Origin of the sequence: Blautia sp. DFI.6.71, from assembly GCF_020593585.1 — a bacterium.
GTDB lineage: Bacteria > Bacillota > Clostridia > Lachnospirales > Lachnospiraceae > Blautia_A > Blautia_A wexlerae.
This window is the reverse complement of record NZ_JAJDMJ010000006.1, coordinates 15,743-34,893: the sequence shown is the minus strand read 5'-3', so window position 1 is coordinate 34,893 and position 19,151 is coordinate 15,743. Positions and strand designations below refer to the sequence as shown.

At 40.6% G+C, this 19,151-nt stretch carries 14 protein-coding genes; 2 read left to right on the top strand and 12 right to left on the bottom strand.

The genetic code is table 11. The features are described from left to right. Nucleotides 1-75 precede the first annotated feature (75 nt). The 4 genes from LJE12_RS04635 to LJE12_RS04620 all read right to left on the bottom strand — a co-directional run bounded on the left by LJE12_RS04635 (nucleotide 76) and on the right by LJE12_RS04620 (nucleotide 8,223). Nucleotides 76-4,566 (bottom strand): PolC-type DNA polymerase III, encoded by a 4,491-nt coding sequence (locus LJE12_RS04635; protein WP_227292091.1) that lies wholly within the window; start codon nucleotides 4,564-4,566, stop codon nucleotides 76-78. Between the two features lie 46 nt (nucleotides 4,567-4,612). Beyond that, nucleotides 4,613-5,665: a flavodoxin-dependent (E)-4-hydroxy-3-methylbut-2-enyl-diphosphate synthase gene (gene ispG / locus LJE12_RS04630; RefSeq protein ID WP_227292090.1), complete on the bottom strand. Its 1,053-nt coding sequence runs from the start codon at nucleotides 5,663-5,665 to the stop codon at nucleotides 4,613-4,615. Between the two features lie 85 nt (nucleotides 5,666-5,750). Beyond that, the gene (locus LJE12_RS04625) at nucleotides 5,751-6,890 is read right to left on the bottom strand and encodes a toxic anion resistance protein (protein WP_008705721.1); all 1,140 of its coding nucleotides are present in this window, start codon (nucleotides 6,888-6,890) and stop codon (nucleotides 5,751-5,753) included. A gap of 34 nt (nucleotides 6,891-6,924) precedes the next feature. Further along, entirely contained in the window at nucleotides 6,925-8,223 is a 1,299-nt protein-coding gene (locus LJE12_RS04620) for a 5-bromo-4-chloroindolyl phosphate hydrolysis family protein (protein WP_008705723.1), read from the bottom strand. Between the two features lie 226 nt (nucleotides 8,224-8,449). Between LJE12_RS04620 and LJE12_RS04615 the strand changes: the two genes are divergently transcribed. Next, entirely contained in the window at nucleotides 8,450-9,475 is a 1,026-nt protein-coding gene (locus tag LJE12_RS04615) for a branched-chain amino acid aminotransferase (RefSeq protein ID WP_008705724.1), read from the top strand. A 170-nt stretch (nucleotides 9,476-9,645) separates the two neighbouring features. On the opposite strand, the gene LJE12_RS04610 is transcribed toward LJE12_RS04615, so the two are convergent. From LJE12_RS04610 to LJE12_RS04575, 8 genes are all read right to left on the bottom strand, one after another. Next, complete coding sequence (locus tag LJE12_RS04610) at nucleotides 9,646-10,137, bottom strand: dihydrofolate reductase (RefSeq protein ID WP_008705726.1); 492 nt, start codon at nucleotides 10,135-10,137, stop codon at nucleotides 9,646-9,648. 104 nt (nucleotides 10,138-10,241) lie between these two features. Beyond that, complete coding sequence (gene thyA, locus LJE12_RS04605; protein WP_008705727.1) at nucleotides 10,242-11,090, bottom strand: thymidylate synthase; 849 nt, start codon at nucleotides 11,088-11,090, stop codon at nucleotides 10,242-10,244. A gap of 51 nt (nucleotides 11,091-11,141) precedes the next feature. Continuing rightward, nucleotides 11,142-12,107 carry a diacylglycerol/lipid kinase family protein gene (locus LJE12_RS04600; protein WP_008705729.1) on the bottom strand — a complete coding sequence of 322 codons (966 nt, stop codon included), beginning with the start codon at nucleotides 12,105-12,107 and terminating at the stop codon, nucleotides 11,142-11,144. Between the two features lie 1,209 nt (nucleotides 12,108-13,316). Further along, complete coding sequence (locus LJE12_RS04595; RefSeq protein ID WP_008705732.1) at nucleotides 13,317-14,552, bottom strand: ABC transporter permease; 1,236 nt, start codon at nucleotides 14,550-14,552, stop codon at nucleotides 13,317-13,319. An 8-nt stretch (nucleotides 14,553-14,560) separates the two neighbouring features. Further along, nucleotides 14,561-15,436 carry an ABC transporter ATP-binding protein gene (locus LJE12_RS04590; protein ID WP_008705734.1) on the bottom strand — a complete coding sequence of 292 codons (876 nt, stop codon included), beginning with the start codon at nucleotides 15,434-15,436 and terminating at the stop codon, nucleotides 14,561-14,563. After that, nucleotides 15,408-16,178 (bottom strand): hypothetical protein, encoded by a 771-nt coding sequence (locus LJE12_RS04585; protein WP_008705736.1) that lies wholly within the window; start codon nucleotides 16,176-16,178, stop codon nucleotides 15,408-15,410. The genes LJE12_RS04590 and LJE12_RS04585 overlap by 29 nt, the downstream gene beginning before the upstream one ends. Beyond that, complete coding sequence (locus LJE12_RS04580) at nucleotides 16,168-16,686, bottom strand: RNA polymerase sigma factor (protein ID WP_020993401.1); 519 nt, start codon at nucleotides 16,684-16,686, stop codon at nucleotides 16,168-16,170. The genes LJE12_RS04585 and LJE12_RS04580 overlap by 11 nt, the downstream gene beginning before the upstream one ends. Nucleotides 16,687-16,880: 194 nt before the next feature. Next, on the bottom strand, nucleotides 16,881-17,126 hold the full coding sequence (locus tag LJE12_RS04575) for a SpoVG family protein (protein WP_227226638.1): 246 nt from the start codon (nucleotides 17,124-17,126) through the stop codon (nucleotides 16,881-16,883). Nucleotides 17,127-17,450: 324 nt separating this feature from the next. Between LJE12_RS04575 and LJE12_RS04570 the strand changes: the two genes are divergently transcribed. Further along, nucleotides 17,451-19,121, top strand: coding sequence for a glycoside hydrolase family 13 protein (locus LJE12_RS04570; protein ID WP_008705739.1), 1,671 nt, complete (start codon nucleotides 17,451-17,453; stop codon nucleotides 19,119-19,121). Nucleotides 19,122-19,151 lie beyond the last annotated feature (30 nt).

The following is a 19,151-nucleotide window of genomic DNA, read 5'->3' as shown; positions in this document are numbered from 1 at the left end:
TTATGATGTCAGGGCATTTTATGTTGCTGTCTACACCATGCCCTGCAACACACTTTGCGGTCACAGAATTTATGCTCATCCTGTAAAGTCAAATAATGACATCTGGTTCGACTGCGGGATATCTCCGAATAATTTCAGATCATCCATCAGATCAATAACCGTTTTGCTGACCTTTGTTCTGTCGCGGAAGTCGTCTTTTGACAAGAATTTTCCCTGTTTTGCAGCATCAACCACTGCATCTGCCGCCTTATCTCCCAGTCCGTCAATAGTTGCAAGTGACGGCATCAGTTTCCCATCCACGATCTGAAATCTCTGTGCCTTGGCAGTATAAAGATCAATCGGTACAAATTCAAATCCACGTGCGTACATTTCCTGTACAATACGCATATCCTTCAGGGTATCCAGTTCTTTTTTAGATGCTGAATCACCTTTTTTGCGAATTTCTGCCATATAATACTCCAGGCGTTCCTTTCCCATACACATCAGCTCATAGGAGAACGCTGTGGCGCGGATACTGAAATATGCCGCATAGTATGCCAGTGGCTGAAACACCTTATACCACGCAATTCTGTATGCCATCATAACGTATGCTGCTGCGTGGGCCTTCGGGAACATATACTTGATCAGCTTACAGGACCAGATATACCAATCCGGAACTCCATGCTCTTTCATGGTCTCGATCCACTCATCACGAAGACCTTTTCCCTTACGGACACTCTCCATGATCGTAAACGCAAGGCCACTTTCCACTCCTTTTCCGATAAGATAGATCATAATATCGTCTCGGGTACAGATAGCTGTGGAAATGGTTGCCTTACCCTCCTGGATCAACACCTGGGCATTACCCAGCCATACATCCGTACCATGAGAAAGCCCTGCAATACGGATCAGGTCAGAGAAGTATTTCGGCTTGGTGTCAATAAGCATCTGCATGGCGAAATCTGTACCAAATTCCGGGATTCCCAGACATCCGAGCTTACATCCGCCAATATCTTCCGGTTCAATTTTCAAAGCCTTTGTACTTGCAAACAATGACATGACATCCCTCTGATCCAAGGGGACATCCCTGGCACTGATTCCCGTTAAATCCTCCAGCATTCGGATCATAGTGGGATCATCGTGTCCAAGTATATCAAGCTTCAGCAGGTTTCCGTCAATAGAATGGTAATCAAAATGTGTAGTGATAATGTCACTGTTCACATCATTCGCAGGGTGCTGGACAGGAGTAAATTTCTCAATCTCCTCACCTACAGGAAGTACGATAATGCCTCCCGGATGCTGTCCTGTTGTACGCCGCACGCCTGTACATCCCTGTACGATGCGGTTGATCTCACAGTAACGTTTATGCACACCACGCTCTTCAAAATAATTCTTCACATAACCAAATGCAGTTTTCTCCGCAAGCGTACCGATAGTCCCTGCCTTGAATGTCTGCCCCTTACCAAAAATAACCTCTGTATATCTGTGTGCATTAGCCTGATACTCTCCTGAAAAGTTAAGGTCAATATCCGGTTCCTTATCTCCCTTGAATCCAAGGAATGTCTCAAAAGGAATGTCAAACCCTTCCTTTTTCATCCTGGTTCCACATTTCGGACAGATCTTATCCGGCATATCACATCCCGCCATACCTGCATACTGCTTTACTTCCGGTGAATCAAAATCACTGTATTTGCAGTCCGGATTAGGACAGAGATAATGCGGCGGCAGAGGATTTACCTCTGTGATACCGGACATGGTAGCTGCCAGAGAAGATCCTACAGAACCTCGCGAACCTACCAGATAACCATCTTCATTTGACTTCCATACAAGCTTCTGTGCAATGATATACATTACGGCATACCCATTGGAAATGATTGAATTCAGTTCCCTGTCAAGCCTGCTTTCCACAATCTCCGGCAATGGATCTCCATACATTTCATGCGCTTTTGTAAAACAGATATTCTTCAGATCCTGGTCGGAATTCTCAATGACCGGCGGGAATTTGTCCGGATGAATAGGTGATATCTTCTCAATCATATCTGCGATCTTATTTGTATTTGTAATGACAACTTCTTCTGCTTTCTCGCTTCCCAGATAGGCAAATTCTTCCAGCATTTCCTCTGTGGTACGTAAATACAACGGTGCCTGCTCATCTGCATCTGAGAATCCGTTTCCGGCCATAATGATCCTTCTGTAAATCTCATCCTGTGGATCCATGAAATGCACATCACAGGTTGCAACTACCGGTTTCTTAAACTGCTCTCCAAGCTTAACGATCTTCCTGTTTATCTCCTTCAGGTCTTCTTCGGAACTGATCATATCATGCTTATCATCTGCTATCATAAATCTGTTATTTCCAACAGGCTGGATCTCCAGATAATCATAGAAATTTACCAGTCTGGCTATCTCAGTATCCGGTGCATTTCTCAGAATTGCCTGATACAGTTCCCCTGCTTCACAGGCACTTCCCACCAGAAGTCCGTCTCTGTACTGCTCCAGCACACTTTTGGGAACACGTGGACGTCTGTGATAATACTTCAGGTGCGACTGACTCACTAATTTATACAGATTAATGCGCCCTGTCTCATTTCTGGCAAAAATGATCACATGGTAGGTCGGCAGTTTCCTGATAGTATTTACAGAAACAGCTCCCTGCTCATTCAGCATATCCACATCCCGGATATCACGCTCTTCCAGCATCTTTACAAACTTCACAAAAATCTCTGCAGTACATGCGGCATCATCTACTGCCCGGTGATGATTTTCCAGTGAAACCCCAACTGCTTTTGCTACCGTATCCAGCTTAAATCTGTTCAATGCAGGAAGCAGGAAACGGGCCATACCGACCGTATCTACATAAGTAAAATCATGTGCGATTCCCAGTCTGTCACAGTTTTTCATAATAAATCCCATATCAAAGTCCGCATTGTGTGCAACCATAACCGCATCCTTGCTGAATTCAAGGAATTTCGGAAGCACTTCTTCGATAGTCGGGGCATCCATGACCATACTGTCATTGATACTGGTCAGCTGTTCAATGCGAAAAGGAATCGGTACCTTTGGATTTACAAATGTGGAAAAACGGTCCGTAATCTCACCATTTTCTACCAGTACGGCGCCAATCTCTATGATCTGACAGGTCAGCGAAGAAAAACCTGTTGTCTCAATGTCAAAGACCACGAATCTGCCGTTCAGCTTCTGACCTTTTCCATTGGTCACCATACCTTTTAAATCATCTACCAGATAGCCTTCCATTCCATAAAGAACTTTAAAATCAGAATCTTTCGGCACACATCCGCCCCAGGCATCGAAACAGTGATTGGCCTCCGGAAACGCCTGTACAACCCCATGGTCTGTAATCGCAATAGCAGGATGTCCCCACTCATAAGCACGTTTCACCAGAGATTTGGCATCCGTAACCCCATCCATATCACTCATCTTTGTATGACAGTGAAGCTCTACTCTTTTCTGTGGGCTGGTATCTACTCTGGCAGTTGTAAAATTGGCAATTTTCTTAATTCCGGCTATGGAAGCAATCGTCAGTTCGCTGTCAAAACGGTCTACGGTTGTCACTCCGCGAAACTTCAGAAAAGCTCCCTTCTTTACATATTCTGTCACTTCCGGCACCTGTTCATTGCGCAGAAACATCTTCACAACAATACTGTCCGTAAAGTCTGTGATCGGGAAGATAAGAATGGTTTTTTCGTTACGGATTTCTCTGGCTTCAACCTCCATAACCTGTCCGCGGACGATCACCTCACCCATCTCACCGGTAATCGTCTCAAGTGCAACAGGCTCTCCTTCGAAATCTCTTCCATAGATAACATCCGGATTGCTGTCCCTTCTGAATCCACCCCGGAAATCTCCCTTCCTGTTGTCTTTGCGGTCTGCAAATGCAGCTTTTTTGTCCTTCTTTTCCTGCTGTCCCTTATCAGTCTTTTTCTCTGCTTTCTTCTCTGCTGTTCCTGCTTCTTCAGACTGAGCCGGCTCTTCATTCTTACTGTTTAATTTCGCATGACGGATTACATTTTCCACTTCCTGAGCGATCTGCACTGCTGCATTCTTACGGTACTTACTTTCCTGCGTCTCCCTGAACTCAAGTTCCACCTTTAAGTCCATTCCACATCTTTCGCAGAAAACCTTCTGCAGATATTCGATCAGGATCCCGCTCTTTTCTCTGGCTATTACAGAATCAGGAAGGATCATATGAAGATCATTTTCTCCGGGAAAAGAAATCTGCGCCTGTCTGAACATATTGTATTCCAGCATATTGTAGCTGCGCAGTTCCAGTTCCATGCTGGATCTGTAAGTTTCCAGAAAGTTCTGAGGATTGTACTGACCGGAAAGGCGGAATTTCTCAATAACTGTAACTGTTACATTCAGTCCTGCAAAAATCTGTCTCTCTATCTGTTCTTCCAGTTCAAAGATATGCTTCTTATGAATCCAGCGTTCACTTTTTATATACACCCATATATGAGTTCTGGAAGGATTGCAGGACACTCTGGTCACAAAAACCATGTCCAGCAGTTCTTCCAGTTCTTTCTTCACTTTTAAGCTGGGAAATACGTCAAAAAAGTCTTTTTCCAAAATAAAATCTCCTCGTTGATCTGACAGGAAGTCTTCGTTCCAAATGTTACTTCCAGTTCAGAAGTTCTTCCCGCAACGTATCCAAAAGCTGATCTTCCGGAACTTTCTTTATGATCTCACCATGTTTGATCAGAAGTCCCACACCAACTCCGCCTGCAATTCCGATATCTGCCTCTTTTGCTTCTCCGGGTCCGTTTACCACACAACCCATAACTGCTACTTTAATATCAAGCGGGATATCCTGCACCATGGTTTCTACCTTATTTGCAAGACCGATCAGATCGATCTGTGTACGTCCGCAGGTTGGACATGATACAACTTCTATGCCACCTTTGCGAAGCCCCAGGGTTTTCAGGATACGTTTTGCTGATTTAATCTCTTCTAAAGGCGCTCCTGTAAGAGAGACACGAATGGTATCACCGATTCCCTGATTCAGGATGATCCCCAGTCCGATAGCAGATTTAATGTTTCCGGAATAAAGAGTTCCGGCTTCTGTGATTCCTACATGAAGTGGATAATTCGTCTTCTCCGCGATCAGTTCATGAGCCTTTGCACACATAAGGACATCCGAAGATTTGATGCTGATCACCAGATTGTCATATCCCAGGTCTTTGATGATATGAACTTTATCCAGCGCACTCTCCACCAGCCCCTCTGCAGTGACTCCATGATATTTCTCCACAAGTTCTTTCTCAAGAGAACCGCTGTTTACACCAACACGAATGGGTATTCCTCGCTCCTTTGCCACATCAACCACTGCTTTGATTCGCTCTGTACTGCCGATATTTCCGGGATTGATCCGGATCTTATCTGCACCGTTTTCCATGGCTGCAATAGCAAGACGATAATCAAAATGGATATCTGCCACAAGTGGTATATGGATCTGTTTTTTGATTTCCTTCAGTGCTTTTGCAGCTTCCATAGTCGGTACTGCGCAACGGATAATATCACAGCCAGCCTGCTCCAGTGCCAGGATCTGAGCTACTGTCTGTTCTACATCTTCAGTTTTTGTATTTGTCATGGACTGGATTAAAACCGGGTTGCCGCCGCCAATCTTTCTGTCTCCGATCTGAATCACTTTTGTATGATCTCTGTACATAATTTTCCTCTTCTCTCATTTGGTATCAAACGGATATTCACAATCCGCTTTACAGTTTGATTAATTTATGTGTACTGCTGAACAGTTATCTGATTTCCAGAAGTTTTCTCTTCAGTTCTTCTTCCATGCGATGCATTTCCATCTCTGCTGCCTGTCTCTTCTGACGGCCTTCCATCTGGATCCGCATCACATCATCCAGAGTCTGGATCAAATCTGCATTTGTCTTCTGGAGTGTTTCAAGGTCAACTATTCCACGCTCTGATTCTTTCGCTGTCTCAACCGTTGCCATATGAAGTGTCTCTGCATTCTTTCTGAGAAGTTCATTGGTAATATCTGTTACCTGTCTCTGTGCCTGTGCCGCTTCTGCAGAGTGAGCAATTCCCAGAGCAAGCACCATCTGACTTTTCCATAATGGAATTGTGTTTACGATCGTTGTCTGTATTTTCTCAACCATTACCGTATCATTATTCTGGATCAGCCGGATCTGAGGCGCTGTCTGCATGGCAATCGTACGGGTAAGTTCCAGATCATGCAGTTTCTTTTCAAATCTGCTACATTTCTCATCCAGGTCTCTGGCTGCCTGCGCGTCTTCGGGAAGCCCGCTCAGAGCTGCCTTATTTTTCATTTCTGCAAGCTTTCCGTTTCTGGTTTCTTCCAGTTTCTTTTTTCCGGCAAGGATATACATGGTAAGTTCTTTAAAATAATTCAGGTTCTGTTCATACATCTTGTCCAGCATAGCAGAATCTTTCATAAGGCGCACCTGATGTTGCTGAAGAGAATCTGTGATTTTCTCCACATTGGCTTGTGCTTTGTCATATTTGTTTTTCAGATTTTCAATCTTAGAAGTCTGCTTTCTGAAAAATCCAAAGAATTTTCCCTCCTCCTGTACATCGAAATCTTTCAGTTCTCCCACAACATTACTGATCAGTTCTCCAATCTCACCCAGATCCTGTGTCTTTACATTCTCAAGAGCTGTATCAGAAAAGTCCGCCATTTTTTTCTGGGTTCCTGCACCATACTGAAGAATCTGATTAGTATTCTCAATATCAATCTTTGCAGCAAAATCATTTACCATTTTCTGTTCTTCCGGTGTCAGTACAGGCACTTCTTCCTTCTGTAGCTGCTTTTGGGGGATCACTTCTTCTTTCTTTTCAAGCTCTCCAAGATCCGGCTCCAGTGTTAATGATGGCGTTTCCATTTCAAAATCTTTAAATTCGTTTCCCATGTCCTCTGCCGCTCCTTTTTATCCTTTTTTATTTTCAGTTCTTTTTCATTTTTGCAAAGTCATCATCTGTCAGACCTTCCTGTGCAAGCAGCGTATGAAGCACTGAAATATCACTTGAAACATCCCACGCAGTATCCTGAAAGACAGAATCCAGAAGTTTTTCAAATGCCTGATTCAGTGTATCCAGCGTATCCTCTATCTCCTTTTTTGATGCCTGGATATTCTCTCCCTGCACAGGCTGCTGATCCATTTCTTCATATGCATCCAGCAGCTTTACTGTCATGGGCAGATAATAATTCATCAGTTTCTTCAGATCCGGAATAATCTCCGGATGCTTCTGCGCCCGTTCAAAAATCTTCTCCACAATCAGTTCCATTCTGGATATTTTTGCAGAAATCTCCTCTCCCGGAATCGCATCGTTGCTCCTGTGGATCTTATCCAGAAATTCATTTCCTTTATTCAGCACTTCCTGTACTTCGAGCGGTGTGTTCTTTCTGTTTCTCTCCTGTTCAGCCTGATGTTTTTCTTCTTCCTGTTTCTTCTGCTCAAGTGCCTTCTGCGTCTGCGTATATTGCAGATAAGTCTCATTACTGGTGATCAGACAGGTTTCCTGTTCATCAATATGTCCCTGACGGAACCATCTGTCATCAATCATCTTTTTAATATCTTTTTTAACGAATTTCACCGGCTTATTTACTGCTGCAGATAATTGTTCAAAATTACAGTATGTGTGATTTCCCAGTGTGTCAATATACTTCTGAAAACGTTCCAGTTTACCCAGTTTTTTAATGCCGCCTGCGAGAAGTCCCACTCCTGTCAAAGCTCCGACTGCCATAAAACAGGTTCCACCGGTCACAAGGGAACTCATATGCCCCACCGCTCCAAAGATGCTGAGGACCAGAGTTCCCAGTCCCATTCCACTGGCAAGGATTCCACCTGAAACAGCAATCATCATACCTTTCATTCTTCCCCCGGTGTTCCTTTCATAAAGAGTCAGCATCTTCTCTTTTGCTTTCTCCTTCTCAATTCTCTGACGTTCCTGCTCCTGTTCACGTTCCCGCCTGCGCTTTTCTTCAAATTCTTTTGTTTTATTGCGGTATACCCCGGAATCACCGGACTGACTGTTTACGGTTCCAAATACATTATTCAGACCATTTTTGATTGCCTCGCTTCCGGAATCTACAGCAGAATTTACTGCGCTGTTAACAGTCTGTCCCACCGTCTGCTTAATATCCTCGGTCATCTGGCGGTAATCTTTAGTAGAAACTGCTGTGTCTATGATCTTTTTTATTTTGTCTCCAAGTTCTCCTAATTCATCAAAATTCTCGCTCATATTTTCCTCCATTTTCTATTCCATATTATAGCGAAATCCTCTATAAAAAACAAGACTGGCGGATTTTTTGTTACTGTATGTGAACAGTAACGATTTTTCAATTTTTCATTAAAATTGGAAATTTCCCATTGAACTTAGCAGACAAAAGTTTTACAATGGTAAAGAGATAAACAGTAATCACACTTGTAAATACTGTAAATATGTGTGAACGGAGGAAAGATTCATTATGGAAAAAAAGAATATCGACTGGAGCAGCTTAGGCTTCGGTTACGTACAGACCGATTATCGTTATGTATCTAAATTCAAAGACGGCGCATGGGATGCCGGAGAACTGACAACAGATCCTAATGTAACACTGAACGAATGTGCAGGTGTTTTCCAGTATGCGCAGACAGTTTTCGAAGGAATGAAGGCTTACACTACAGAAGACGGACATATCGTTACTTTCCGTCCTGACTTAAATGCAGAACGTATGGCAAACTCAGCAAAGAGACTTGAGATGCCTGTATTCCCGGAAGACCGTTTTGTTGATGCAATTGTTCAGACTGTAAAAGCTAACGCAGCATATGTTCCGCCATACGGTTCAGGCGCAACTTTATATGTTCGTCCATATATGATGGGTACTAACCCGGTTATCGGTGTAAAACCTGCTGATGAGTATATGTTCCGTGTATTCACTACACCTGTAGGACCATACTTCAAAGGCGGTGCTAAACCAATTACAATCCGCGTCAGTGATTTCGACCGCGCTGCACCTCATGGAACAGGCCATATCAAAGCAGGTCTTAACTATGCAATGAGCTTACATGCAATCGTAGATGCTCACAAGAACGGATTCGATGAGAACATGTATCTTGATGCAGCTACACGTACCAAGGTAGAAGAAACAGGCGGTGCTAACTTCATCTTCGTTACAAAAGACGGCAAAGTTGTCACACCGAAGTCCAACAGTATCCTTCCTTCTATCACACGTCGTTCCTTAATCTATGTTGCCAAGGAATACCTGGGATTAGAAGCTGAGGAAAGAGAAATATACTTCGATGAAGTGAAAGATTTCGCTGAATGTGGTCTCTGCGGTACTGCTGCAGTTATCTCTCCTGTCGGAAAGATTGTTGACCATGGTAAAGAAATCTGTTTCCCAAGCGGAATGGAGAAAATGGGTCCGGTTATCCAGAAACTCTATGACACATTAACAGGTATCCAGATGGGACGTATCCAGGCTCCGGAAGGATGGCTGAAAGTTATTGAATAAATAACACCTGACTGCAGACAGTTAACGATTTTCAATATCAGAAGAATTGTTGCTGTTCATACACCACTATACAAAAATATCCCTCAGAATCAGTTTAAACACATTCTGAGGGATATTTTTTCTTTTATATCACTGGTTTTTCCGGCTTTTCCAGCTCTGCTTTGTTCCTTCTATTTCTTTCTCTCATACTTCACAAACTGATACTCCAGATCAAAGTATGTCTGCTCATCGCTCTCTCCCGTAATTTCCCATTCATCATCTTCATCCAGATTTGGGAAATGACTGTCTGCTTCATATGCAAAGTCAATCTTTGTCACATGAGCTACATCACAGTACGGAAGCATCTGCGCATAAATGCTGTCACCACCTATACAGTAAACATCTTCTGCCGGATATTTCTTTATCTCTTCCAGTGCTTCTTCAATACTGTGTACTATGATCGCACCCTTTACCTCATATTCTTTATTGGATGTGATCACAATATTGATCCTGTTTTTAAGCGGAAGTCCGTTTGGAAAACTTTCCAGAGTTTTTCTTCCCATCACTACTACTTTTCCACTTGTTTCCTCACGAAACATCTTCATATCTGCCGGAATACTTACCAGAAGCTGGTTGTTCTTGCCGATTCCCCAGTTTTTATCTGCTGCTACGATAACATTCATTTGAATTTTCCTCTCTTGATTTTATATTGTCAATTTAAGTCAGGCGAACAAAATCATCCGCATTCGCTACTTGCTCATAACCAGATAATTGCTCCACAGTTTGGTTAAACGGCAATTGGAATATTCTTAATCTGCGGCCATGTCTCATAATTCTCCACGATCAGGTCATCTGTTGTAAACTGATAGAAATCCTTCACTTCCGGATTCAGTTTCACAACAGGTGCAGGATATGGTTTTCTCTGGATCAGTTCCTTTATCAGCGGGATATGACGGTCATAGATATGGCAGTCTGCCACTACATGAAGCAATTCCCCTGCTTCCATATCACATACCTGAGCCACCATCATAAGCAGAAGTGCATACTGACATACATTCCAGTTATTCGCCGCAAGGATATCCTGGGAACGTTGATTGAGGATTGCATTCAGAGTCAGCTTATCGTTCCCCGGTGTCTGTGTCACATTAAATGTCATGGAATATGCACAGGGATACAGATTCATCTCATGGAGATCCTGATGCACATAAATATTAGTCATAATTCTTCGGCTGAACGGATTATTTTTCAGATCATAGATCACTCTGTCTACCTGATCCATCATTCCTTCTTTGTACTGATGTTTCACGCCAAGCTGATACCCATATGCCTTACCGATAGAACCACTCTCATCTGCCCAGCTGTCCCAGATATGGCTGTGAAGATCATGGATATTGTTGGATTTCTTCTGCCAGATCCAGAGGATCTCATCCATGGCACTCTTTAACGCTGTACGTCTGAGTGTCATAGCCGGAAATTCCTTTCTCAGATCATATCTGTTTACCACTCCGAATTTCTTGATCGTATATGCCGGAGTTCCATCCTCCCACACAGGGCGGACTTTTTCTCCTTCCGTACTTGTCCCGTTTTCCAGGATATCCTGACACATTTTTATAAATACATCATCTGCGTAACTCATTTTTCTTTACACTCCTGTTTTTCTGTTTTTTATATTGTTTCAGGTCTTACTTTAATCCCCTTTCTGCTCATGCAGCAGCCACAGTTTCTTCTCCAGACACCGAAATTCCACTCTCGTCACATCTGCACAGTACTCTCCGTCTGCATGGAGCACCATTGGCTTATCCAGAATCAGGCGAAATCCTTTTTCATTTCTGATAATAAAACCATTAATATGCTCCTGCTTTGCAGCAACCAGAAACGGAAGCAGGAAAAAAGTCTGCCATTTGGCGATTCCGGATGCACTGCCAAGCGAGAGCAGACCGTCCTGCACCGATGCATGAGGTGCCATAGGAACCCCTCCGCCTTCTGCCGGCAGATTCATAGCTGCCGCAAAGATCATCTTCGGAAGAATATAGCCTCCATGTTCTGTCACCACCTTTGCATTAGCTGTCTCCATGGTAAAAAGAGACTGCACCGTCAATGCAAGATATGTAAGCTTACCCAGATGGAAACGATTTAAAACCTGTTTCAGTCTGGAATGAAGTGCTTTTTTACACACAAGTGCATCCAGTCCCAGGCCGGAACTGATTCCAAAAATCCGCGGCTTCTCACAGCCTTCCCAGCTTACCTGCCCCAGATCTATCCTGTAAAGTGCTTCACCTCTCTGATCCTTTCTGATACAGGCACAGATTTCCCTCAGGCTCTCCTTCGGTGTTTTCGGCAGTTTCAGATTTCTGCCAAAATCATTCCCTGAACCAGTGGGTATCACGCCAAAACGTACCTTATCAAAGTCAGTAATACCATTCAGGACTTCATTGATCGTACCGTCTCCCCCAACCACCAGCAGATAGACAGGCTCTTCACCCTTCACCCGGGAAATCTGCTCAGCCAGTTTCGCGGCATGCCCTTCATATCTGGTCATATGGGCTTCATATTTTATTTTGTATCCCCGAAGCAGACACTGTGTCTCATTCCATACCCTGTGCGCCCGCCCTGTACCCGCTCCATTATTTACAATAATCTGTATCCTTCTCATTCTTCCTCACTCATATATTATATTTTCTGCCGTTTCTTCTATCTCGTTATAAATGCCAATACCTATACTATACAATATTTATCCATCACATACAAGACTTCGAAACTTCGAAAATCCTCTTTCACCGTCTGTCCAGTTGCTGTTCACACATCACTATCCTTAGACATTGTTCCGCATAATAGAACATTTTTCACCATCCTCATCTTCATATTCATCATCTTCCTCACCAGGACTGTAAAGAGGATAGATTTCATGAAGATACTCTTCTTCCAGATCAGACTGAAACCATTCCTGTCTGTTTTTGATTTTATTGATGTTTTCGGTGAAGCAGAAAAGAAATTCGCCCTTTTCAACATCATAATATTTACTTTCCCTAAGCGAGATGTAAGTCCGATTTTTTCCATATTTAACTTATAGGCTGTAATATACAGGTATCTTACAGGCTTTTTGTCGGAGTCTTCATATCTGGCAATAAAAGTTGCTTGTGTGGATATGATGTTCCTGGCATCAGCATTTATCAGAAAGACCACTGGACCGGTATTCCTGGATCAGATTCAGCCATTCTTTATCTGTACGTCTTGGATTGGATTTCTTTTAGGCATAAAAATTCAACTTCTGTTTTTTATTTGGAGTGGGATCAGCACAGGTACCAGAAGAACTGAAGTGAAATGGTCCTAAGTGCAAAAAACTGGAAAAGTTATAGAGATACTGTCTCACCTTCATAGCAGGTGGTTTATTTTTTTCCAAAGCTCCGTTTTTCGGAACAGCGAAAAACTCCACAATGGCAAACAGGGCTTTGCCCTAACAAATAGGAGAAAGGCTACTTTCACCCAATGATGAAAGCAGCCTTTCTCCCGTATTATTCATACAAATTTACGCGCTTGCTCTGTCTGCATTACTTGCTGTAGAAGCATTAGAGCCATGATTCCAAGGCAAGCAGTTGCAACCGCAGTTGCTGCAGTTATCACTGTCGCCTAACGCACTGGAAAATGCGATACCATTACGGCACATACACGCTCTAGTAAGTATAGAAATTACTATCATCAATAAAATATATTTACGGTCAATTTTCCAAATATATTTTATGCAGTATATAGTGTTATTTATCATACGACTTTTTTCTTTTCTCAATCCCTCACATCCTTATATCACTGTGTCTAGGGAATATTCCCTAGACACAGTGGAGAGGCCTCTCCACTGAAACCTTTGCTATTTATTTACTTGATGTTTCCGGAAAATAATATATCCCAAAACTGAACAGAGTACTGCTACTATTGCATTTACCAAAATTGCCATAACCGGCCAACTCAACACAATATTTCCTATACTATATGCCGTATACGACTGAAAGGAAAAATCTGCTATTTTAGGTGGTAGTAAAGATAGTACATGGCTCCACACATATCCCCCCGTATCCAGTGATAAAAATGTTGGGATTATAATCAACAGAAATGCGACAATAATAACCGCATAAGTGTTTTTCAATAAAGCAGACATAAAAAGTGTTATTCCCATAATTCCTAATGTAAAGAAATATCCCAATAATAATGTTATTCCTACCGCTTCTCCCATTGTAAGATTATATCCGACAGACATAGCTGGATACTTTAATTGAATAGGTAAATCTGCACCTTGTGTTCCTAAAAAAATCATATAGATACTTGAATAGATCAATGTTATTCCCCAGTAAACACCTGTTGCATATAACCATCCAGAAATAATCTTTGCCAAAATCAACTTACTTCTTCCATATTTCATGCATAAAATTAATGAATCACATTTAGACTGATATTCACCAGCAAATATTGGTGCAATTCCTATACAAATCAGCATCATAATTAACACAGGCCATGTTAATGTATCTAAAATCATACTCCATCCCTTGTGATAACCATATTGATATTCCTGCAAATTTCCTATCTTTTCTTTCCAGTAATCGGCTTCACCAGATGTCAATCGTCCTTGTTCTTTTTGCAAATTTATATATGCAATGTCTCTTTTTATTTGTGCTTTCCGAAAATCTTTCCCAACATTTTCTTCCAAAACTTCTTTTATACTACTACCGCTTCCCGGTTCTCTATATACATTAGTAACTAAACTCAATAACTCTCTGTTCGGAAGATAAAACGTTCTATATACTTCTTCTGACAAGTAATGATATGTTTCGCTTTCTGAATTTGTACCAGGATCTGAAATGTATTTTAAATACCGTCCTACTATATCATTAACGTTTTCCTGTGTTAATTCTATTTTCTTCTGCGTATTCTTCATCACTTCTACAGCACTCATTCCCGAAAAATTTTCACCTTTTTCATTTGTCGCACTTATTTGCATAATACTGGCCCAAACACAAAACACTAAAAACAATCCACAACCAATTATAACTAGTTGAGCTAATCTACTTTTCCATATTTTTTTCCATTCATATTTAATCATCTCACTCATTAGATTTACTACCCTTCTTGTAACTCATCAGAAAAAAGCTTCAAATACAAATCCTCCAAAGTTGGTTCTACAATTATCGCACCCTCTATTGGGGATGACGTAGAAATAACTCTTGCTTCTATAACTTCTTTCATTACATGCGAATTAGCAATACAATGTGTTCTTTCAAAATTACTCCATTGATTATTAGGCACTCTACACGACCATACCTCATTTTTTACCTCTTTCAACAATTCGTCGGCTGGACCTTGTAAAATAAATTTTCCCTTTTTCATGATCAATACTTGATCTGAAATATATTCTATATCTGACACAATATGTGTAGATATAATAATAATTTTGTCCTTTGACATTTCCGCAATAATATTTCTAAAATAAGCACGTTCTTTAGGATCCAGTCCTGCTGTCGGTTCATCTAAAATCAATATTTTAGGATCATTCAATAGTGCTTGCGCAATACCAAGCCGTCTTTTCATTCCTCCTGAAAAAGTCCTAATTTTTCTACCTGCATCTTTTTCTAAATTCACAAGTTTTAATAATTCTTTTGTTTTTCTTTTTGCGAATCTAGGAGGTAATCCTTTAATTGAAGCAATGTATAACATAAAATCATTAGCGGTGAAACCTGGTGTATACCCAAATTCTTGTGGCAAATAACCCAACATATCTCTAAATCGTTCCCCCATCTGTATATTATTTTCACCGTTAATTTTCACTTCACCTGCAGTCGGCTCAATAATTCCACAAATCATTTGCATTAGGGTTGTTTTTCCTGCACCGTTGGCTCCTAAAAAGCCATAAACGCCTTCTCTAAGTTCTGTATCAATACTTTCAACAGCAATTCTATTTTTGAATTGCTTAGATAAATGTTCCATTACTAATCTCATTCAAATTCCCTCCTGCTTTTTTTAATAACTGTTTTATTTCCACTCCAATACCGCTAACTGCAATTAGTCCAAACACTAACCAAATGGCAAAATAACATGTTGCAAATAAGTCCACTCCCGATATTTTCAATATAATAATACTACTACTTAAACATATTCCCCACGTCGTTGAATATAGTAGAATGTTTTCTTCATGACATTTATTTAAAATGTACATACAGCCAAAACACATTATTTCATAAGGAACTATTCCGTATAAAATAATCTGCCATATTACCGTTTTCTTTACAAGCGATAGTATTATAGTACTACAAATCAGAAAAAGCAGGTCAAAAATGCCGAAAACGATTAAACGGATCATTAAAACTTTACTAAATGAATGTTTTGTAGCCATTTGTATTTCAAACATTCCAGGTTGAAATACATTACATATTTCTTTAGCATTAAACAAACATAAAATAGGACCTGTTATTGCTATTAACGTCCACACCCAGTTATTACTGTAAACATCCTTTGCTAAAATCAAATATAATATAAAAATTGAAAAAACCGCCTTTAAACTCCATACTTTTTTACTAATAAACCCCAGCTGGTTCAAAAAAAATTCAGTATTTGTCATTCTTTGATTTCCTGAAAACAAATCTATTTTTTTTGCTTCAACAATAACTTTTTCCAATTTATATTCATCATATTGTGGTATATGTAATTGTTGCAATTTTTTCTTCAACGCTTTATCGCTCATATCCTATATCTCCTAATCTGTTTTTTAATATTTTTTCTATCTTTTTAATTTTATACCCCACAGTTGAAGGCGGAATATTTACAATTTGAGCAATATCTTTTACTTTAAAATTCTGATAATATCGCAATATAATCAATTCCTTATCTAATGGATCTAACATCTGTATTTCTCGCCATATATCTATCTGTAATGGAATATTATCTAATGCTCCATCGCAAGAAGCTTCCACTTCTGGTTCCTCTGTTATTTCGTATTTTTTTCGCTGAAAATCTCTTATTGTATTTTTTGCCACTACATATAAATAATTTTTTAATTTCCCATATTCACGATAACTATCAAGGCTTTTTAAAAATTTCAAAAAAACCTCTTGAGTAATATCCTCTGCTATTTCCCTATTCCCAAGATGAAAAAAACAATATTTGTATATATCAGAATAATATCTCCGTATCAAATCTTCTACTTTTTCTTCATTCAAAAATAAATTTTGAATTTTTTTATTTTCAAACACAAATTTTCTCCTAAAATGCATCAACCATTTATCTCTATATAATGTATAACGATTATCTTAAACAAAAAAACAAAGTTTATTGATATTTTTTATATTTTATCTTATGATTTTTCTAAAAAAATTCTTATTATAGCAGTCCCAGATCTACCATCACCCATAATGGCACTCTCCCTTTATTTTAAACAATATCCCTGTTATCTTCCGGTTCTCTGCTGTTGTTTCCGATCACGGGTATAATTCAGCTTTTTCTGATACTCATCCATGACAGCCCTCTCCCAGTCTTCTTTAAATGCTGCATTGATAGAATGGGCAATGTTTTTCAGACAGAAAACATCCTCCAGCGTGATCGTGCAGAATCCCCTTAAATTGTTCGGTTTATCATTCTTTTCCATTGGCAAATTGTTTAAGTTAATGACATTGATTCTCTCCGTTCTCAGCAACACTCCTCGCGGCATGTCTTACAGGATTGGCAATCGGATATTCGCGATTGAAGCATGGGATTTACTTACAGCAATTCTATAATTTTGTCAAAAGGTCAAAATAATGCACAAATTCGTCAAAATATCGAAAGTATTTTCTCTATAAAGTATTTATTATATATTTATACAATACAACTATACACAAATTCTAAATTATCAGGGGCAAAAGATATTTACAGCAATCCTTGTAAATAACGCATATTGAGAGGATTGCTATAGTCAGCTCACATAATTCTTATTCAAATCAAACGTACTAAAATATAATATTATCAGGAGGTCTTTACAATGGAAAAAAGATGGTGGAAAGAAAGCGTCGTATATCAGATCTATCCTCGCAGCTTCTGCGACAGCAACGGAGACGGAATCGGTGATCTTAACGGTATCACCGGCAAACTTGACTATTTAAAAGAGCTTGGAATTGACGTAATCTGGCTCTCTCCGGTTTACAAATCACCAAATGATGACAACGGATATGATATCAGTGATTATCAGGCGATCATGGACGAATTCGGAACCATGGAAGACTTCGACCGTATGCTTGCCACAGCTCACGAAAAAGGCATCAAAATCATGATGGACCTGGTTGTAAACCATACCTCTGATGAACACAAATGGTTCATCGAGAGCCGCAAATCCACAGACAATCCTTACAGAGATTACTACATCTGGCGTCCTGCAAAAGAAGACGGAAGCCTTCCGAACAACTGGGGTTCCTGCTTCTCCGGTCCTGCATGGGAATACGACAAGACAACAGATATGTATTTCCTGCACCTGTTCTCCAAAAAACAGCCTGATCTGAACTGGGACAATCCTGCTGTACGTCAGGATGTTTTCGATATGATGAACTGGTGGCTGAAAAAGGGCGTTGACGGATTCCGTATGGATGTTATCAGCCTTATCTCCAAAGAGCCGGGGCTTCCTGACAAAGAACCTGGAATTAACGGCTATGCAACCTTCAATGTATCCGCAAACGGTCCTCATGTACATGAATACCTTCAGGAAATGCGTCAGAAAGCACTGAATAATGCTGACACGATCACTGTAGGCGAATGCTCAGGTGTTACTCTGGAAGAGGCAAAGAAATATGCAAGAAGCGATGAAAAAGAGCTGAACATGGTATTCCAGTTTGAGCATATGGATGTTGACAGTGATGAAAAAGCCGGCAAATGGACAACCAGAAAGATGGATCTGCGCAACCTGAAAAAAATCCTTACACGCTGGCAGAAAGGTCTTCAGGATATTGCATGGAACAGTCTCTACTGGGAAAATCATGACCAGCCAAGAAGCGTTTCCCGTTTCGGCAATGACAGTGACGAATACAGAGAAATCTCTGCAAAAATGCTTGCAACATGTATCCATATGATGCAGGGTACACCTTATGTATATCAGGGTGAGGAACTGGGTATGACAAACTGCCCGTTTAACACTCTTGACAACTTCCGCGACCTTGAAAGTATCAATGCTTTCCACGAATTAACCGAACAGGGTAAGATGACCGAAGAGGACATGATGGCAGCAATCGGTTATAAGGGACGTGACAATGCAAGAACCCCTATGCAGTGGGACGACAGTGCTTACGCAGGTTTCTCCACAGCTAACCCCTGGATTATGGTAAACCCGAACTACACTAAGATCAATGCCAAAGATCAGATTAACCGCGAAGATTCCGTATTCAAATATTATCAGAAACTGATCAAGCTCCGCCATGAAAGTGAACTGATCGTATACGGTACCTATGATCTGATCCTTGATGATGACAAGGATATCTACGCTTATATCCGTACACTTGGCGATGAAAAACTGATCGTATACTGCAATTTCAGCGAGAATACACGTGAAGTAGAGCTTCCTGAAGAATTTACAAACGGAAAAGTTCTTATCTCCAATTACATTGATGCAAAAGTAAACCATAAAATCACTCTCAGACCTTACGAAGCAATCGTAATCCAGAAATAATATTCCGTGCAGGGCTGTTGTCAGATATTT